Origin of the sequence: Achromobacter sp. E1 (genome assembly GCF_037039475.1) — a bacterium.
GTDB classification, from domain to species: domain Bacteria; phylum Pseudomonadota; class Gammaproteobacteria; order Burkholderiales; family Burkholderiaceae_B; genus Achromobacter; species Achromobacter mucicolens.
The window spans coordinates 2,901,173-2,916,764 of sequence record NZ_CP146253.1 but is presented as its reverse complement, the minus strand read 5'-3'; the positions used below and the strand labels follow the sequence as shown (position 1 = coordinate 2,916,764).

Annotated in this window: 20 protein-coding genes; 11 read left to right on the top strand and 9 right to left on the bottom strand. The window is 65.9% G+C overall.

Features of this window, described 5'->3' with window-relative positions; genetic code table 11:
• Nucleotides 1–182: 182 nt before the first annotated feature.
• On the top strand, nt 183–2,306 hold the full coding sequence (locus V6V88_RS13460) for an FUSC family protein (protein ID WP_338619485.1): 2,124 nt from the start codon (nt 183–185) through the stop codon (nt 2,304–2,306).
• A gap of 115 nt (nt 2,307–2,421) precedes the next feature.
• Nucleotides 2,422–3,258 (top strand): universal stress protein, encoded by an 837-nt coding sequence (locus tag V6V88_RS13455; RefSeq protein ID WP_271264952.1) that lies wholly within the window; start codon nt 2,422–2,424, stop codon nt 3,256–3,258.
• Between the two features lie 78 nt (nt 3,259–3,336).
• Here the strand turns inward: V6V88_RS13455 and V6V88_RS13450 are convergent, their stop codons facing one another.
• The 3 genes from V6V88_RS13450 to V6V88_RS13440 form a co-directional block, all read right to left on the bottom strand.
• On the bottom strand, nt 3,337–4,293 hold the full coding sequence (locus tag V6V88_RS13450; RefSeq protein WP_223575553.1) for a 2-hydroxyacid dehydrogenase: 957 nt from the start codon (nt 4,291–4,293) through the stop codon (nt 3,337–3,339).
• Between the two features lie 149 nt (nt 4,294–4,442).
• Nucleotides 4,443–4,595 (bottom strand): DUF3309 family protein, encoded by a 153-nt coding sequence (locus V6V88_RS13445; RefSeq protein WP_076520934.1) that lies wholly within the window; start codon nt 4,593–4,595, stop codon nt 4,443–4,445.
• A gap of 47 nt (nt 4,596–4,642) precedes the next feature.
• The gene (locus tag V6V88_RS13440) at nt 4,643–4,807 is read right to left on the bottom strand and encodes a hypothetical protein (protein WP_167427925.1); all 165 of its coding nucleotides are present in this window, start codon (nt 4,805–4,807) and stop codon (nt 4,643–4,645) included.
• A gap of 182 nt (nt 4,808–4,989) precedes the next feature.
• Here V6V88_RS13440 and V6V88_RS13435 point away from each other — a divergent pair, with 182 nt between their 5' ends.
• Nucleotides 4,990–6,042 carry a DNA topoisomerase IB gene (locus tag V6V88_RS13435; protein WP_338619484.1) on the top strand — a complete coding sequence of 351 codons (1,053 nt, stop codon included), beginning with the start codon at nt 4,990–4,992 and terminating at the stop codon, nt 6,040–6,042.
• Here the strand turns inward: V6V88_RS13435 and V6V88_RS13430 are convergent, their stop codons facing one another.
• On the bottom strand, nt 6,043–6,324 hold the full coding sequence (locus V6V88_RS13430; RefSeq protein ID WP_338619483.1) for a hypothetical protein: 282 nt from the start codon (nt 6,322–6,324) through the stop codon (nt 6,043–6,045). It abuts the gene before it with no gap.
• A gap of 118 nt (nt 6,325–6,442) precedes the next feature.
• On the opposite strand from V6V88_RS13430, the gene V6V88_RS13425 reads away from it, so the two are divergent.
• The 3 genes from V6V88_RS13425 (at nt 6,443) to V6V88_RS13415 (ending at nt 8,162) form a co-directional block, all read left to right on the top strand.
• A complete protein-coding gene (locus V6V88_RS13425) occupies nt 6,443–6,772 on the top strand; it encodes a four-helix bundle copper-binding protein (protein ID WP_056317697.1) in 330 nt (109 codons plus the stop codon).
• A 74-nt stretch (nt 6,773–6,846) separates the two neighbouring features.
• Nucleotides 6,847–7,188, top strand: coding sequence for a DUF883 family protein (locus V6V88_RS13420; RefSeq protein WP_056317694.1), 342 nt, complete (start codon nt 6,847–6,849; stop codon nt 7,186–7,188).
• 83 nt (nt 7,189–7,271) lie between these two features.
• On the top strand, nt 7,272–8,162 hold the full coding sequence (locus V6V88_RS13415; protein WP_062839530.1) for an SDR family oxidoreductase: 891 nt from the start codon (nt 7,272–7,274) through the stop codon (nt 8,160–8,162).
• Nucleotides 8,163–8,169: 7 nt separating this feature from the next.
• On the opposite strand, the gene V6V88_RS13410 is transcribed toward V6V88_RS13415, so the two are convergent.
• Both V6V88_RS13410 and V6V88_RS13405 read right to left on the bottom strand, forming a co-directional pair.
• Complete coding sequence (locus V6V88_RS13410) at nt 8,170–8,790, bottom strand: DUF4142 domain-containing protein (protein WP_338619482.1); 621 nt, start codon at nt 8,788–8,790, stop codon at nt 8,170–8,172.
• A 31-nt stretch (nt 8,791–8,821) separates the two neighbouring features.
• Complete coding sequence (locus tag V6V88_RS13405) at nt 8,822–9,412, bottom strand: phage holin family protein (RefSeq protein ID WP_062839532.1); 591 nt, start codon at nt 9,410–9,412, stop codon at nt 8,822–8,824.
• 170 nt (nt 9,413–9,582) lie between these two features.
• On the opposite strand from V6V88_RS13405, the gene V6V88_RS13400 reads away from it, so the two are divergent.
• Nucleotides 9,583–9,849, top strand: coding sequence for a hypothetical protein (locus tag V6V88_RS13400; protein ID WP_338619481.1), 267 nt, complete (start codon nt 9,583–9,585; stop codon nt 9,847–9,849).
• Between the two features lie 46 nt (nt 9,850–9,895).
• The gene (locus V6V88_RS13395) at nt 9,896–10,204 is read left to right on the top strand and encodes a DUF378 domain-containing protein (RefSeq protein ID WP_223575558.1); all 309 of its coding nucleotides are present in this window, start codon (nt 9,896–9,898) and stop codon (nt 10,202–10,204) included.
• A 28-nt stretch (nt 10,205–10,232) separates the two neighbouring features.
• Here the strand turns inward: V6V88_RS13395 and V6V88_RS13390 are convergent, their stop codons facing one another.
• Nucleotides 10,233–10,448, bottom strand: coding sequence for a hypothetical protein (locus tag V6V88_RS13390; RefSeq protein WP_062839535.1), 216 nt, complete (start codon nt 10,446–10,448; stop codon nt 10,233–10,235).
• A gap of 150 nt (nt 10,449–10,598) precedes the next feature.
• Here V6V88_RS13390 and V6V88_RS13385 point away from each other — a divergent pair, with 150 nt between their 5' ends.
• The gene (locus tag V6V88_RS13385) at nt 10,599–10,973 is read left to right on the top strand and encodes a hypothetical protein (RefSeq protein WP_056317667.1); all 375 of its coding nucleotides are present in this window, start codon (nt 10,599–10,601) and stop codon (nt 10,971–10,973) included.
• 6 nt (nt 10,974–10,979) lie between these two features.
• On the opposite strand, the gene V6V88_RS13380 is transcribed toward V6V88_RS13385, so the two are convergent.
• Entirely contained in the window at nt 10,980–12,365 is a 1,386-nt protein-coding gene (locus tag V6V88_RS13380; RefSeq protein WP_223575559.1) for a sigma-54 dependent transcriptional regulator, read from the bottom strand.
• A 259-nt stretch (nt 12,366–12,624) separates the two neighbouring features.
• Between V6V88_RS13380 and V6V88_RS13375 the strand changes: the two genes are divergently transcribed.
• Both V6V88_RS13375 and V6V88_RS13370 read left to right on the top strand, forming a co-directional pair.
• Complete coding sequence (locus tag V6V88_RS13375) at nt 12,625–13,545, top strand: sigma-54 dependent transcriptional regulator (protein WP_223576499.1); 921 nt, start codon at nt 12,625–12,627, stop codon at nt 13,543–13,545.
• 158 nt (nt 13,546–13,703) lie between these two features.
• Entirely contained in the window at nt 13,704–15,149 is a 1,446-nt protein-coding gene (locus tag V6V88_RS13370; RefSeq protein ID WP_223575560.1) for an RNA polymerase factor sigma-54, read from the top strand.
• 56 nt (nt 15,150–15,205) lie between these two features.
• Here V6V88_RS13370 and V6V88_RS13365 read toward each other — a convergent pair whose 3' ends face one another.
• A complete protein-coding gene (locus tag V6V88_RS13365; protein WP_062839538.1) occupies nt 15,206–15,571 on the bottom strand; it encodes a hypothetical protein in 366 nt (121 codons plus the stop codon).
• Nucleotides 15,572–15,592: the final 21 nt, after the last annotated feature.

The window sequence follows — 15,592 nt, the reverse complement described above, 5'->3', positions numbered from 1 at the left end:
TGCGCTCACTCCGCCATAAAGTCACACACATGTAACCAGAGGTGTTAAGGTGCGGAAATTCATGTTTCACGCGGCTTGCGGGCCCCCCTGCAACACGCGCCTGACGGTGTCTTGTCGACATGGTAGGGTTGCCGTCTTCGGGCCCGGCCCACGTTCCATTTCCGCTGTATTTCCCTCTCCGCGTGACTAGTCTGCTTACCCGTTGGCGCGCCTCCCTGCGCAATGTGCTGTGGCTCGACGCCCTGCAAGCCGCCGCCATCAGCGCGGCCCCCGTCATCCTTGCCGTGCTGGTGCACGAACCCCGGTTGGGCTGGACCGCCATCGCGGCGTTCTGGGCCTGCTTCGGCGACCCCGGCGGCCCCTTGCGCAAGCGCGCGGGATCGATGCTGGCGCTGGGCCTGATCGGCGCCTTGTTCTGCCTGCTGGCCAGCGCCAGCGCGGCGCACCTCTGGCTGCTGTTGCCTCTTACGTTTGTCTGCTGCACGTTCGGCGGGCTGCTCCGCGTGCTGGGACCGGCCGCCGCCATCGTGGGAACCCTGCTGTCGGCCGGCTTCGTCGTGGCCGCCGAGCTGCCCGCGCCGACGCTGATGGAAAGCCTCTGGTACACGCTCTTCTTCCTGGCGGGCGCGGTCTGGGCCATCCTGATGACGGCGCTCGTCTGGCGCCGCCGTCCCTGGAAGGACGCGACCCATGCGGTCGCGCACTGCTACCGGGGGCTGGCCGATTTTTCCGACGCGCTGGCTCGCATGTATTCGGGCCTCGCACCCGCCGCGGGGCAACAAGCCTGGACCGCCGTCGTCAAGCCCCAGCGCAGCGCCCAGCGCGCCGCGCTGGAAGCCGCCCGCGTCCGCATCCGCGAAGTGCTCGATGCCCGGCCGTCGCGCCGGGCCCGCGCGCATCAATTGATGTACCTGCTGGACAGCGCCGAGGACAGTTTCATCGCACTGGTCGCGGCCGCCGACCTGCTGGAATCGAACGCGCCGCGCTGGCTAGGCCGTAGCGCCGGCGCCCACTTGTCGCACGCCCTGCACCGCTACGCCAGCGTCTGCAACGCCATCGCCAGCACCTCCGATGTCAGCGATGCCAAGCAGGCCGATTGCCTGCGCGAGCGCCTGGCCCACTACAACGCCGGGCTGCGCGATCTGCGCGGCGGCGCCATGGCCTACGCGCCCGACCTGGCCACCGTGGTGCCGGTGCTGGACCGCCTGCTGCACACCGCTCAGGCGGTCTCCCACACCCTTTTCGACCAGGGCGCCGCGCCCGCCGCGCCCGCCCAACGCGCCCGCGACGCAAGCGGCGCGCGCCAGGCCTGGCAAACGTTGCGCCAGAACCTGCGGTTCGAATCCGATGCCTTCCGCCATGCGTTTCGCGTCGGCGTGGGCGCCACCATTGCCGTCGCCCTGTCCAAGACCTTTGCCGTCAACCACGGCTACTGGATGTCGCTGACGCTGGTCTTCATCCTGCAGCCGTATTTCGCGACGACCTGGCAACGCACCGTCGAGCGCGTGATCGGCAGCGTGGCGGGCGCCATCGGCGCCTCATTGCTGGGACTTCTGCTCAGCACGCCGCTGTCGGTGGCGCTGGCGGTGCTGCCGATCGCGCTGGGCACGTTTGCCGCCCGCACCATCCATTACGCGCTCTTCACCTTCTTCCTCACCTCGCAGTTCGTGCTGGTCAGCCACATCCAGCAGCCCGAGATCTACGAGCCCATGCTGGCCGCGCTACGCGCTTTCAATAGCGTGCTGGGCGGCATCCTGGCGCTGCTGGTGGGCTTTCTGGTCTGGCCCGAGAAGGAACCGCGGCAGCTTGCGGGCGCCCTGGCCCGCGCGCTGCAGCGGCACGCGGACTACGCGCTGGCCCTCACGCAGGAAAAGAGCGGCGACGCGTCTTCGCAGGACATCGTCGGCCTGCGCAGGCTTGCCTGCCTGTCGGCCGACAATGCCGAGGCTTCCCTACAGCGGCTTCAGCAGAATCCGGTGCATCGCGAGCGCAACGTGGACACCGCCGTGAACCTGCTCAACGCCATGCGCCGCATCACGGCGGCGGGTACGGTGCTGGAAATCCAGCCAGCGCTGCCTCCGGCGTCAGCGGCGGCCGCCGCGCTGCGCGACTACGGCGCCAGGCTTGCGCACGTGCTGCACCCCGAAGGCCCCACCCCACCCGCAGACGCACGACGCATCGGCGTGCCGGCGGTCATCGCCGACGCCGAACCGGCGCTCGCCGCCCCGCTGGACCGCATCGCCCAGCAGGCGCGCCAGATCCGGCAACTGCGCGAACGCGTGCAGCGCGACGAAACGGCGCAATAACGGCCTCTCATTGCGCCGGCGAGACCAAACTCAGACAGGTTTGACGCACATCAATGGAGCCCGCGGGCGAAACGGCAACCATACGGTGGCACGCTTTTAACCAAGGAGGCCCACCATGTACCGCCGCATTACCGTCCACCTGGACCACGGGTTTGACTGCACCCGCCGCACCGCGCTGGCGCTGGGACTGGCCAAGCGCCACAAGGCCGAACTGGTGGGGGTCTACGCCAGCTCCGCGCCGCCGCAGTACTACTACGGCGAATCCGTCATGATGTCGCGCACGCTGAACATCATGAAGAACCTGCAGGCACAGAATCGGGGTGCGGTACAAAACGCCTTTCTGGAAGCGGCAGCGGCCGCCGACGTGCCGGCCGTCGTCCGGGCCGGCGAATCCTCGCCCAGCGCCACCGTTGCCCTGCACGGCCGGGCAAGCGACCTCATCATCGTCAGCCAGCAAAACCGCGACGACGTCGAAGCCGCGCACGAAAACGAATTCGTTGAACAAACCTTGCTGACCGCCGGCCGCCCCGTCATGGTGCTGCCGTCCAGCGGTGATTTTCCGGTGGTCGGCGATCGGGTCCTCTTGTGCTGGGACGGCAGCCGCGAAGCCGCCCGCGCGCTGGCCGATGCGGCACCGCTGCTACAGGGCGCGTCGCATGTGGTCGTGCTGACCATGGACGAAGGGGCCGCCACGCGCAATGTCGAATCCATCCCCTTCGAAGACCTGGCCACCTATTGCGTCGCGCATGGCATCGCCGCGCCCGATCACGTGCGCCGCGACATCAAGGGCGTCGGCGTGGGCAGCACCATCCTGAATGCCGCCGCGGACTACAGCGCGGACCTGATCGTCATGGGCGCGTACGGCCACAGCAAGTTCCGGGAATGGGCAATGGGCGGCGCCACCGCTTCCATCCTTAAAAGCATGACCGTGCCCATCATGTTCTCGCACTAACGCGCATCCCCTGCCCGTCCACACGAAGCCGCGCCCCTCACCGGGCGCGGCTTCGGTGCATTCCGGAGCGGAGCAGTATCAGGCCGCCTCGGGCTGCGCGTCGCGAACCGGCGTCAACACCGGCTTGCCCGCAAAATGCGCCGTGGCGTTTTCCAGAAACAGCGCCACCGTGGCGGCCACGGCTTCGGGCGAGCGGCCCGCGCTGTGCGGCGTCAGCACCACGTTGTCCAGTTGCTTGAGCGCATCGGGTATGAACGGCTCGCCGTCCACCACGTCCAGGCCCGCGCCCGCGATGCGCCGCTCGGCCAGCGCCGCGATCAGCGCGTCGGTATCGACCACGCTGCCCCGCGCGATATTGATCAGATACCCATCCGGACCCAGCGCCTCCAGCACGCTGGCGTCAACCAGGTGATGCGTGCCGGCGCCGCCCGGGGTGGCCACCACCAGAAAGTCCGATTCCGCTGCCAGCGCGCGGGGGTTGTTGAAATAGGTGTAGCCCGACTCTGGCCGGGCGCGGCGGTTGTAATACCCGACGCTCATGCCGAACCCATTCGCGCCCCGGCGGGCGATTTCCAGGCCGATGGTGCCCAGGCCCAAAATACCCAGACGCTTACCGCTGACCTGCGGCCCCATGAAGCCGCTCCAGTGGCCCTGCCGGACCCAGGCGTCCGCCTGCGGCAGCCGGCGCGCCGCGCCCAGCAGCAGCGCCATTGCGTGATCGGCGACAGAAACCGCATTGGCGCCCGGCCCGTTCGTCACGACAATGCCACGCGCATGCGCCGCCAAGAGATCGATATTTTCATAGCCGACGCCCAGCGAACAAACGATGCTCAGGTTCGGCAGCGCGGCCATTTCGTCGGCCCGCAGGCCAGTGGCGCCACGCGTCAGGACGGCGCGGATCTGCCCGCCATGCGCCTGAATGGCCTGCGCGCGGGTCTGGTCGGTGGTGGCGAGAACCGGGCGAAAGCCCTGGGATTCGATGACGGGAAGATAGTCCTGAACGCTGTCGATCAGGATGAGTAAGGGGATGCTCATGGGGCTGCGGGATCTAGGTGGGTTGCTGCTGAAACCCGCAGATCTTACGCCCGACGCGACGCGCGCGCCAGGACGGCAGGGCCGCCCCGGGCCCTGCTGGCGGCCCGCCAGACGCGCTGGCGTCCGGCGGCCATCAGCGTGTCATGGCGCTATATGCGTCCCATCAACAGCAGCACGATGAGCACGATCACAACGATGCCCAAGAGGCCGCTCGGGTAGTAGCCCCAACTACGGCTGTGAGGCCAGGCGGGAACGGCGCCGATGAGCAACAGGATCAGGATGATCAGCAGGATGGTCGACATAATGACTCCTTGGATTTATTGATTTGAGTTGTGGAAGGGGCGAAGGATCAGGCGTCTTTCGGCGGCACGATTTCCTTGACGGGCGGGGACAGCGGCGGCAAGTCCACGTCCGGCTCATCGGTATCCGGGTCTACCGGCAAGTCCCCCGGCGGCGAGCCGGGCGGGATCGGATCCGGCTTCGGCGGCACATGTAGTTGCAGGACGGTTTGCATTGCACTCTCCTCTGAAGATTCTCTCGCGGGCAGCGCGGCCGGTCGGCGGGCGTTTCCGGCGGCGCGATTGCCGACAAGGCATTCAGCAAGCGGCGTGCCCAAAGCCGTCCACGCCCGCGATCGCCGCCGCCGGGAACGCGGCATGCTGTAGCCCGGCGCTACCGCGCGCACCCGGAGATTGAATGAGCACCCGCACGCAAAAGGACCCGGATCCGTTGCCCGTCGAAGAGGCATCGCTGACCTATGTGGACGATACGCAGCCCGGCTACACCCGCGTGCGCGTCAATGCCCATACGTTTCACTATCTGGACGAGAAAGGCGCGCGCATTACCGACGAGGCGCAGATCCAGCGCATCAACGCCCTGGCCATCCCGCCCGCATACGAAAACGTATGGATCTGCCCGCTGGCGGACGGGCATCTTCAGGCCACGGCGCGCGATGCGCGCGGCCGCAAGCAATATCGGTATCACCCCGACTGGACGGCAGTACGCGACGCCACCAAATACAAAAATTTGCTGTCCTTCGGGCACGCGTTACCCCGAATCCGGCGCCAGGTCGAGCGCGACATGAAGATACCGGGCCTCACGCAGGACAAGGTGGTCGCGACCCTGGTCCGCCTGCTGGAGATCACTCTGATCCGCGTTGGCGGGCGCGAATATGCGCGTGCCAACAAGTCGTACGGCCTGACAACGCTCAAGCGCCGGCACACGACCGTGGCGGGCAGCCGTTTCCGGTTCAGATTCCAGGGCAAGAGCGGCGTGGCCCACGACGTCACGGTCACGGACCGGCGCGTGGCGCGCATCATCAAGCAATGCCTGGATATTCCGGGCCAGCAGCTGTTTCAGTATCTGGACGCCGACGGCGACAAGCGCCCTGTCGATTCGGGCGCGGTCAACGCCTACCTGCGTAACGCCGGCGGCGGCGAATACACCGCCAAGCACTATCGCACCTGGGCGGGCTCCGTGATGGCCTTTGCCGCGCTGCAGGCGCGCCCGTTCGAAGACGAGCGCCGCGCCAAGCAGGAGGCGGTGGATGTGATCAAAGCCGTGTCAAAACGGCTGGCGAATACGCCCGCCGTGTGCCGCGCGTGCTACGTGCACCCGGCCATTATGGAGGCCTACCTGACCGGCACGCTGCCCGCGCGCACGGCCGCCCCAGCAGGGCCCCGCGGGCTCAGCGCCGACGAGCGGCGCCTCCTCGCCTTTCTTCATGAGCAGGACGCCGGCGATGCGTGATCAGAAAATCGAGGAGCGCGCGTTCTTGGCGCGGGGCTGCGGGGCGGAGCCGTCGGCCCAATTCGATTCGGTCTTGTTGTCGACCACCTCGCGCTTGTCGCGCGCGGCCTCGTCGGGCGTATCGGCATCGGGTTTATCCGGTAGATTTGGCACGTCGACGGGACCGCTCGGCGGCAGTATCTTAGCGTTGTCCTGCGCGGAATTGCCGGCGCGCGCCGGCGAGGTGGTTTTGGATGTGGACGAAGGTTTCACGGTGTTCTCCCGCCAGTTGCGAACCTTCATCCTACGGCCCCTCGCCCGCAGGAAAAACTGTCAAGACCTTCAAATTGCAAGCGGATGTGCCGCCGCGCCAGCCGCGCCTGTGTGGCCGGGCGGCCGCGGCCGCTCACAAGGAGATGCAATGCGAGACCCAAACTTCGAACAATGTGTGCAAGCCTGCTATGAATGCGCGGTAGCGTGCGATCAATGCGCAGCCGCGTGCCTGCGGCAGAATCCGGCGCAGATGCGCGCAAGCATCGCCTTGTGCACCGATTGCGCCGAGGTCTGCCGCTTGTGCGCGGCCATGCTGGCCCGCGGCGGCGAATTCGCCCAGGCGCTCTGCACGTTGTGCGCGCTGGTCTGCGATGCCTGTGCCCGGCAATGTTCCACGCACGACGCCGAGCATTGCCAGATCTGCGCGGGCGCCTGCATCGCCTGCACGCTGGCATGCCGAGACATGGTCGAGGCGTAAGCCTCGCCCCGCCGCGCGGCCGCCCGGGCCGGCCGCAACGGCGCATTTTTCCGCCCGACAGTCAGGAGCTTTCGATGGCCACCACGAATACCCCCATGCCTTCCGACTTCCCCGAGAACGGCCCCGACAATCGTGGCGCCTACAGGCGCTCGCGGCATCCGGAAAGCTGGATCGACGAGCTGGAAGCCACGCTCAGCGACACTTCGGCAACGGACCTTGAAGCCCTGAAGGCGCGCTTGAACGACCAGCTGCAAGCCACGCGCCAGAGCCTGCGCGAGGCGTCCGACAACGCCCATGACCTCATGCGCGAGACCCTGGACTGCACCGAGGACTACATCCACGCGCGTCCCTGGCAGGCAGTCGGGCTGGTGGCGGGCGCGGCCTTTCTGCTGGGCGTTATTGTCGGCCGCCAGTAAGCCGTTCCCGTGCGGTCGCCGGGAACGGCGTTTGCTCGACTTCCATTGCAAGGCGCATCCCGCGCCGCCCAATGGGAGAACACATGAGCACCCCCAAAAGCGCCCAGACCGGCGACCGCCCTCACCCCACCCCGCCCATGCCGGCGCAGCACCTGGACGAACAGCCAGGCGTTGAAGCCGACATGGTGCTCAAGCCCCAGTATCAGGCGCCCGGCTACAAAGGCAGCGGCAAGCTGCAAGACAAGGTTGCGATCATCACCGGCGCCGACTCCGGCATCGGCCGGGCCGTCGCCGTCCTGTTTGCCCGCGAAGGCGCGGACGTCGCCGTGATGTACCTCGATGAACACGAGGATGCCAGGGAGACCAGCCGCGCCGTTCAAGCAGAAGGCCGACAGTGCCTGCTGATCCCGGGCGACGTCCAGGATTCCGCCTTCTGCAATGAAGCCGTGGCGCAGGTGGTCAAGCACTTCGGCAGGCTCGACATCCTGGTCAACAACGCGGCCTACCAGCAACACACCGAGACGCTGCCGGAAATCAGCGACGAAAAATGGGACAAGACGCTGCGCACCAACATCAGCGCGTATTTCTACATGGCGCGCGCCGCGCTGGAACATTTGAAGCCCGGTAGCGCCATCATCAATACGGGATCCGTTACGGGTCTGAATGGCAGCGGCAAGCTTCTGGACTACTCATCGACCAAAGGCGCCATCCACGCGTTCACCCGGTCGCTGGCCTCGAACCTGGCCGAAAAGGGTATTCGTGTGAACGCGGTCGCGCCCGGTCCCGTCTGGACGCCGCTCAATCCGGCCGACAGAAGCGCCGAAGACATCAAGTCATTTGGTGAAAAGACCGATCTGGGACGCCCCGCTCAGCCCGAGGAAATCTCACCCGCCTACGTCTTTCTGGCATCGCCCGAATGCTCGAGCTATATCACGGGCATCGTGCTGCCCATTACGGGCAGCGCGGGCGACTGAGCAATCCTCACTTCTCCGGCACCACCGACGCCGGCGCGGCGCGCGACGCCGGGGAAACCGGCGGCGCTTCGCCCTTGGGCGCCGGATCGATCTTGTCGCCATTGACGGCGGGCTCGCGACCCAACGCGCGGCTCATCGCGTAGTGATCGCTCAACATCGGCAAGGTGCGCGTCGCAAAGTCGCGCACCTGCGCATCCTCCGACTCCTTGGCGGCTGTTTCGAAAAGGCGATTGGCTGTCGCGTGCGCGTCCACGGCAGCCTTCTTGATATACACCTGGTCGAACTCGGCGCCAGTCTTTTCCCGCAATTCATGCAGCGTGGCGCGGTCGGGCTCGGCCGGCTGATCGGGCAGCGAGATGTTCTTGGCGGCCGCCAACGCGCGGATCTCCTTGTTCACCGCCGTGTGCTGTTCAAGCATCTTGGCCGCAAACGCGCGCACCTGTGCGTCCTTGGCGCGCTTGCCTGCCAGCTCGGCGGCCTGCACTTCGAAAATGCCCGAACCCGAGGCAGCCTGCAGGAAGCGAGCGTCCGAGGCGTCCAGTTCCGCGGCGTGCGATAGCGGGCCCGCGCCCGCGAGCACAACCGCCGCGGCAAGCGCGGCAAATGACGTTTTAGTGAATGGCTTCATGTTGCTGTCTCCGTGCGTGACTGGGCGGGGGTCAATTGGCGGTGGTCGGCGCTTCCACCCGGCGCGGCGGATCCAGCGGATCAAAATCCTGCCACTTGCCGTCTTGCCATCGGCCATTGGCTCGTTCGATGTCGGTGCCGCCCGCGGCGCGCAAGATCTGGCGGGCTTGCTGCTCGCGCCCAAGGTCCACGTGCAGCGCCAGCATGACACCGGCCTGGCGCACGGGCGGGTGCGATTTCTCGGGCTCGCCCGGCGCGGTGCGCACCCGCTTCTTGCGGCCGACCACCCACATGGCGCCCGCCAACGCCCCGATGTAGGCGCCCACCCCGGCGGCGGCAATGGTGATGAAGATCGAGGCGGCCAGTTGCGCGGCAATCAGCCCCGCCACCAGCGCAAACACCAGCCCCAGCAACGACGCGCCGGCCACCGCGCCAAAATGCCCGCCTTTGGCATCGGGGTCCGCGATCCGGTCGCCCCCCAGCGGAAAGCGCCCGTGCTCGCCGGCAATGCTGACGTAAAAAGTGTGGATGTCATCCTCGGTATAGCCCTCGGCGAACAACTTCTGGGCGGCCAGCGTGGCTTCATCGAAGGTCTGGAACCGTGCAGCGACAATCAAGGACATGACAATCTCCCGGGGAAAAATTTTCAATCAAGGAGCAACTTCCATACCTGCGCTGCCGAAACCGCCCTGCCCCTCGCGACCTCGGCATGGCGCTTGCTGCCTGCTCCGCACCCGCTGCCGCGCGCACCGCCTGTTCCGATCCCGCGCGCGCCCTTAACCGGAGAATGCCCATGCCCCGTGTACCCGACACCGATATAAACCTTGACGAAAGCGGCCGTCCCGATCTGGGTCCCAGCGATTCTTCAGACTCGGCCAGCGACCTGCCGCGCGACCTCAGGCATACCGATAGCGACTCCCAGGCCACGGGCGACCGCGAGAGCGTCGAACCGGACTTCCAGGACGACGACGGCGCGGACGTGGCGACCGACCGCGTCACCGACGCGGACGAGGCCGGCCTCTCGCACGACGCGCCCGATCCGGTCCGCAACGGTGGCTAAGGCCATCCCAAACCGGCCCCGGCGCCGCACTCCCTGAGGAACGACGATGGAAATATCCCGTACTGAGGAATTGCTACCCGGGTCCGAGACCGACGAGGGCCTGCCGGTGTCCGAGCCTGCCCGCGGCGAAGCCCGGCGTTGCCTGTCCGTGCTGGATTGGATGGCGCTGATCGTCGTCGTGGTCGGCGGTCTGAATAGCGGCTTGATCGCCGCCGTCAATCTGGATGTGATCGCGAAAATTTTTCCGCATATGGCGGCGGCGCGCACCGTCTACGGCGTGATCGGCATCGCGGCGTTGTATTGCGTGGTGATGCTATTTCGTCTGGCCGACGAATTGGGCGAACCGGCCCGCTGACAGCAAGCCGTTTCGCCCGCCATTCGCATTAATTGCCGTCAGGCCGCTTGCCCGGATACTGGCCGCCCTCTTCAAATTCCGGCCCCTTGCGGTTCGGCGTTTTATCCGAACGCCGCTTGTAAGGCTGATCGTTCTCGGTCGGTTTATCCGCGCCAAACTGACCGCTCTGGTTCGCCGCCTCCGTATCGTCCTTGGGAGTGTTGGCCTTGGACTTGGCGGGCTGCTGATCGTGTGGGGTCGTCATGAATCATCTCCTTGATACGCGCCATCCGTGAATCGCGAATGGCCTCGCCCCTACTGCGCAAGTGGCATGCCTGGAAAACCTGGGCACGTTACTTGCTCTAGGGGTAGCCGGGTCCGCCAACTACCGGATCACTTACCCAAGGAGTCAGTCATGAATCTGTCCAAAACGATTTGCCCCGCTTTTGCCCTGTGCTTTTCCGTCCTGGCTTTCCAGGCCTCCGCGCAAACGGGCACGACCGGCGTTCGCACGAACGATCAGATCGACAACCAATACAAAATGGACAAAAAGCAATGCGACGGCATGAAGGGCAATGCCAAGGACGTCTGCCAGAAGCAGGCCGAAGCCACGCGCGACAAGGCCAAGGCCGACGCCAAGGCCGCGAAGGAGAAGGCCGAAGCCTCCCACGACGCGGCCAAGACGCGCAACGATGCCGACTACAAGGTCGGCAAGGAAAAGTGCGATGCCATGTCCGGCAACGCCAAGGACGCCTGCATGGCTGACCTGAAGACCCGCTTCAACAAGTAAGCGGCGTCAGGCGGATTCCCGGGACGGTCCGCCCGTCCGGGAATTTTCGCCGGGCAGCACGTAGCCTGCTGCCGCGTATTCCTCAAGACGGTTGTAGAGCGTCTTGGGACTGATCCCCAACACTGCGGCCGCCTGTTTCTTGACCCCATTGCATCGCTCAAGGGTGGCCAGGATCAGACGACGATCGGCTTCGGCCAAGGTCTCTCCAACCGGCACGCTGACTTGCCCGCCGGCCGGCTCGCCCGCCGGCGATACCTGCGGCACAAGCATATCCAGATCCAGCACATCCCCATCGGCCATGATGAACGCGCGCCGCACGAAGTTCTTCAGTTCGCGGACGTTGCCTGGCCATTCATATTGCGCGAGCGCGGCGGCCGCCTCGGGGGAAAAATCCTTGTTCTTGCCGGATTCTTCGTTGAGCGCCTGCAGAAAGCGCTGCGCCAGAAATAGGATGTCGCTGCCGCGGTCGCGTAGCGCCGGCAGCTCGATGGGAAAAACGCTCAGCCGGTAATACAGGTCTTCACGCAGCTTGCCCTCTTGCACGGCCTGCTCCGGATTCCGGTTGGTCGCCGCAACCACGCGAATGTCGCAGGCAATTTCCCGGTTGGTGCCCACGCGCATGAATTGGCCGGTTTCCAGCACACGGAGCAGCTTGACCTGCAGGTCAAGCGGCATTTCGGTGACTTCGTCCAGGAACAACGTGCCGCCGTCGGCGCGCTCGAAGTACCCCTTGTGCTGGCGGTCCGCGCCGGTGAAACTGCCGCGCTCGTGCCCGAACATTTCACTTTCGATCAGGTTGGGCGATATCGCGCCGCAATTGACCGCGATGAACGGACGCTGCCGGCGTGGGCTGAGTTCGTGGATGGCGTGAGCGGCCAGCTCCTTGCCGGTGCCGCTTTCGCCGATCAGCAAGGTGGTGACCGTGGTGGGCGCCACGCGCCCGATTTGACGATAAAGCGTCTGCATGCGTTCGGACTTGCCATACAGCTTGCCGAAGCGGCCCGGTTCTTCGAACGGGGTGCCGGGCATTTCGCCGCCCGAATTGGTCATGATCCGCTTCAGGATCTCTTCGAGGCGTTCCATGCAGATCGGCTTGACCAGATAGTCGGTCGCACCCAGGCGCAGGGCCTGCACGGCGTTGTCGACAGTACCGTGGCCGGTCATCACCACCACTTCTGCGCTGTGCACGGCAACGTTCTTGAAAATGTCCATGCCGCTGCCGCCCGGCAGCCGGACGTCCGTCAACACCAGGTCGGGCGCTTGCCGTTCGAGCTGGATGAGGGCGTCCTTGACGCTGGCCGCCAGGGCCACCGAAAACCCGCTTTCTCGGCCTATCTCGGCCAGTGTTTCCCGTATTGCATCGTCGTCGTCGACGATAAGCAGGTGAGGCATGCTATCTCCGTATCCCTTCCATAACCGTCAGAATAGTCACTATGAGGTCGGCCGGCGCAAATATCTGCCAGTTTCCAACAACGTTTTCCAATACTTGCAACTCGTCGCAATCAGACAGCGGACCGCCCTCTACGATGCGATTATTGCAGGCCCGCTTTCGGGACTAGGAATCAGCATGGCCAGTCGAAATACCGCTACGCGCGCCACCGCGCCTTCCCCCACTTCCGTTTTTGCGGACACCAGCGGCATGTCGCCGCAAATGCGCAAGCTGGGAAACCAGATCGCACTTGCCGCGGCTACCGATGCAAGCGTGTTCATTATCGGCGAAAGTGGGGCCGGCAAGGAAATCGTTGCGCGCGCCATCCACGAGGCGAGCGATCGCCGCGATCAGCCCTTCGTTGCCGTCAATTGCGGCGCGATCAGCGGATCGCTGGCGCACGCCGAGTTGTTCGGCCATGAGAAAGGCAGCTTCACGGGCGCTGTGTCGCAAAACGCCGGGTACTTCGAGTACGCAAGCGGCGGCACGCTGTTCCTGGATGAAGTGACGGAAATGCCGCCGGACATGCAGGTGCATTTCCTGCGCGTGCTTGAAGTGGGCACGTATCAGCGCGTGGGCGGCACTGACCTGCTGCGCGCCAATGTGCGCGTCATCTGCGCCAGCAACCGGGACCCGGCCGCCTCGGTGGCGGACGGCCGGCTGCGCCAGGACTTCCTGCACCGTCTGCTGGTGATTCCGCTACGCGTGCCGCCACTGCGCGAGCGCGGCGACGACGCCCTGCTGCTGGCACACCAATTCCTCGATATCCTCAATGCGCAGCACGGCACGCAAAAGACGTTTTCGCCGGCCATGCTCGAGGCGATCAAGGCGCACGACTGGCCGGGCAATGTGCGCGAACTGCGCAACGTGGTCCAGCGCGCGTACATCATGGCCGATACCCAGCTGGACGCCGACTTGGCGACGCGCAACCGCGGGCCCAGCCAGGCACAGGTTCGCGACGGCTCGCTGAACTTCCCGGTGGGCATGCCGCTGGGCCGCGCCCAACGCGAATTCATCCTGGCCACGCTGGCCCACCATGCGGGGGACAAACGCCTGGCCGCCGAGACGCTCGGGGTCAGCCTGAAAACGCTCTACAACAGGCTGGACGTCTACGAAAAGGACGAGCCTGAAAAAGCTGCCTGAGCAGTTCTTACCACCGCGTTTGTAATACTGGCTCAGCATGCCCCGTTCCCGGGGCGCCTTCGCCCCCTTGAACGGGGTTGGCACGATCTTTGCATATAGAAGGAGAATGAGCCGCCTTCCGGCGGCTGCCCCTTCAGGAGACTCGATTGGGCCACCCCATGCAAGAACTTCGCCTGCGCCAGCAAATGACGCTCGCGCCGCGTCTGCAACAGTCCGTCAAGCTGCTTCAGATGTCGGCGCTTGAATTCACCACGGCCGTGCAGCACGCGCTGGCCTCAAACCCTTTTCTCGAAGATCCGGACGATTCGGAGCTCGAGTCGGCGGCCCCGGCTGCGCCTGGCGTCCGCGGCGAGACGGCGGACATCGAAGGACAGCCCGCCCCGGAGCCCGTTGCGGCCTCGGACAGCCCGGAAGGCGACGAGCCCCCGCCCGACGCGCCCGCCTATTCCGGCGACTACCCCACCCACACGTCCTCGGGGGGCGACAGCGATCTGGGCCAATGGGCCTGCGCCAACGTGTCTATGCGCGATCGCCTGTCCTTCGAACTGGGCAACTATCACCTGCAGCCGCGTGACCGCCTGCTGGCGGAGTTCATCATCGACGCGCTGGACGACGATGGCTACCTGCGCACCCCGCTCTCCGCGCTGTGCACCTCCGCGGATGCGGACATCAGCCCGCTTCCGGAGGAATCCGAATGGATGGCGGCGTTGCGCCTGGTGCAGCAGCTGGACGCCCCCGGCATCGCCGCGCGCGACTTGCGCGAGTGCCTGATCCTGCAGCTTGCCGCGCTGCCGGATGAAGACGACGACACACGCTCACTGGCCCAGAAAATCGTCCAGGAACATCTGGAGCGGCTGGGCAAGAACGATTACGTCGGTCTGCGCCGCGCGCTGGGATGCGGCGATGACGCTCTGCGCGACGCCTGCGCGCTGATCCGCCGGCTGGATCCCAAGCCTGGCGGCCGCTACAGCGGAGACGCGCCGGTGTACGTGGTGCCGGATGTCTTCGTGGACAAATGGCAGGGACGCTGGCGCGTGTTGCCCAACCGCAGCGCGATGCCCCGCGCGCGGTTGCACAGCGCCTACGCGGATCTCTTTCGCCGTGCCCGCCTGGACGACCGCAGCCCGATGGCGCAGGAACTCCAGGAAGCGCGTTGGCTCGTGCGCAATGTCGAACAGCGCTACACGACGATCCAGCGAGTCGCCGAGGCCATCGTCAAGCGCCAGCAGATGTTCTTCGAATATGGCGAAGTGGCGCTGCGCCCGCTCATGCTGCGCGAAGTGGCTGACGATCTGAACATGCACGAGTCCACTGTCTCGCGCGCGACCGTGAGCAAGTACATGACCACGCCGCGCGGCGTTTTCGAATTTCGCCACTTCTTCTCGCGCGAACTGGCCACGGAGTCGGGCGGCTCGTGTTCAGCGGCCGCGGTGCGCGCGCTCATCAAGGAGATGGTGGACGCCGAAGATCCGGCAATGCCCCTGTCCGACGTTGCGCTGACGCAGCAACTGGCCTCCAACGGCATCCTGCTGGCCCGCCGCACCGTGTCGAAATACCGCGGCCAACTGCGCGTACCGCCCGCCGAGCTGCGCCGCCAGCACTGACCAGCCTTGTGCCCATAAAAAAAGGCTTCCTCGCGGAAGCCTTTTTGTTGGGCTGCTTACTTGCTGCCGCCCGTGTTCGGATATCCCGGAGGAGGCGTAGCGCCAGCGGCCGGGGTCTTCGGCACGTTGTCATTGGCCTCGCGCTTGCGATTGGGCATTTCCGACCCATGCTTGTCCGACTTCATGTGACCGCTCTTGTCCAGGTTCGGCGGCGTCGTGCCCGTATTGGGCGCGGCGTTCGGGGCGGGGGGAATCTGGCCCGGAGGCACCTTGGTATTGGGCGGCACGGCAGTCCCGTCATTCGGCGTCGTGGACGGCGAAGTCGCGGGCGTGCTGCGGCCCGTAGACTGGGCATAAGCGCCGCCAGCGGTCGCAACGCCGGCAATCAAAGCAAGCGCGCAGGTCATGGCACGGTATTTCATAGCGTAGCTCCTTCCTTGGTT

Coding starts and splice junctions, on each gene's coding strand:
- V6V88_RS13455 (WP_271264952.1), top strand. CDS start 2,422: ATGTACCGCCGCATTACCGTCCACCTGGACCACGGGTTTGACTGCACC.
- V6V88_RS13450 (WP_223575553.1), bottom strand. CDS start 4,293: ATGAGCATCCCCTTACTCATCCTGATCGACAGCGTTCAGGACTATCTT.
- V6V88_RS13445 (WP_076520934.1), bottom strand. CDS start 4,595: ATGTCGACCATCCTGCTGATCATCCTGATCCTGTTGCTCATCGGCGCC.
- V6V88_RS13440 (WP_167427925.1), bottom strand. CDS start 4,807: ATGCAAACCGTCCTGCAACTACATGTGCCGCCGAAGCCGGATCCGATC.
- V6V88_RS13435 (WP_338619484.1), top strand. CDS start 4,990: ATGAGCACCCGCACGCAAAAGGACCCGGATCCGTTGCCCGTCGAAGAG.
- V6V88_RS13430 (WP_338619483.1), bottom strand. CDS start 6,324: ATGAAGGTTCGCAACTGGCGGGAGAACACCGTGAAACCTTCGTCCACA.
- V6V88_RS13425 (WP_056317697.1), top strand. CDS start 6,443: ATGCGAGACCCAAACTTCGAACAATGTGTGCAAGCCTGCTATGAATGC.
- V6V88_RS13420 (WP_056317694.1), top strand. CDS start 6,847: ATGGCCACCACGAATACCCCCATGCCTTCCGACTTCCCCGAGAACGGC.
- V6V88_RS13415 (WP_062839530.1), top strand. CDS start 7,272: ATGAGCACCCCCAAAAGCGCCCAGACCGGCGACCGCCCTCACCCCACC.
- V6V88_RS13410 (WP_338619482.1), bottom strand. CDS start 8,790: ATGAAGCCATTCACTAAAACGTCATTTGCCGCGCTTGCCGCGGCGGTT.
- V6V88_RS13405 (WP_062839532.1), bottom strand. CDS start 9,412: ATGTCCTTGATTGTCGCTGCACGGTTCCAGACCTTCGATGAAGCCACG.
- V6V88_RS13400 (WP_338619481.1), top strand. CDS start 9,583: ATGCCCCGTGTACCCGACACCGATATAAACCTTGACGAAAGCGGCCGT.
- V6V88_RS13395 (WP_223575558.1), top strand. CDS start 9,896: ATGGAAATATCCCGTACTGAGGAATTGCTACCCGGGTCCGAGACCGAC.
- V6V88_RS13390 (WP_062839535.1), bottom strand. CDS start 10,448: ATGACGACCCCACACGATCAGCAGCCCGCCAAGTCCAAGGCCAACACT.
- V6V88_RS13385 (WP_056317667.1), top strand. CDS start 10,599: ATGAATCTGTCCAAAACGATTTGCCCCGCTTTTGCCCTGTGCTTTTCC.
- V6V88_RS13380 (WP_223575559.1), bottom strand. CDS start 12,365: ATGCCTCACCTGCTTATCGTCGACGACGACGATGCAATACGGGAAACA.
- V6V88_RS13375 (WP_223576499.1), top strand. CDS start 12,625: ATGCGCAAGCTGGGAAACCAGATCGCACTTGCCGCGGCTACCGATGCA.
- V6V88_RS13370 (WP_223575560.1), top strand. CDS start 13,704: ATGCAAGAACTTCGCCTGCGCCAGCAAATGACGCTCGCGCCGCGTCTG.
- V6V88_RS13365 (WP_062839538.1), bottom strand. CDS start 15,571: ATGAAATACCGTGCCATGACCTGCGCGCTTGCTTTGATTGCCGGCGTT.